Here is a 234-nt window from a genome sequence, read left to right on the forward strand (position 1 = left end):
GATCATCGACCCGCAGCATCGCCAGGTCGGCGACGGCTGTCAGCCGGCCCGCAGCGCACTGGTTTTCCACCCGCGCGAAGTGGATCATCAAGTCGACCACGCCGGCATCGTGGACCGGCACACCGCCGGCCCCGATACCAGAATGTTCGAACATGTGTTCGAGTTTACCGCCAGATTCGATGATTGTCACGTGTTATGTCTCAGGACATCGGTGACAGTTCCGGTGGTCTTGGT

General features: G+C 60.3%; 1 protein-coding gene. It reads right to left on the bottom strand.

Annotation, left to right across the window (positions count from 1 at the left end):
- Positions 1-190 (bottom strand): hypothetical protein (locus tag FVA95_RS30430; RefSeq protein WP_149667019.1); only part of this gene is annotated, 190 nt, incomplete at its 3' end.
- Between the last annotated feature and the right edge of the window lie 44 nt (positions 191-234).

Source organism: Pseudonocardia sp. EV170527-09, from assembly GCF_008369905.1.
Lineage (GTDB): Bacteria > Actinomycetota > Actinomycetes > Mycobacteriales > Pseudonocardiaceae > Pseudonocardia.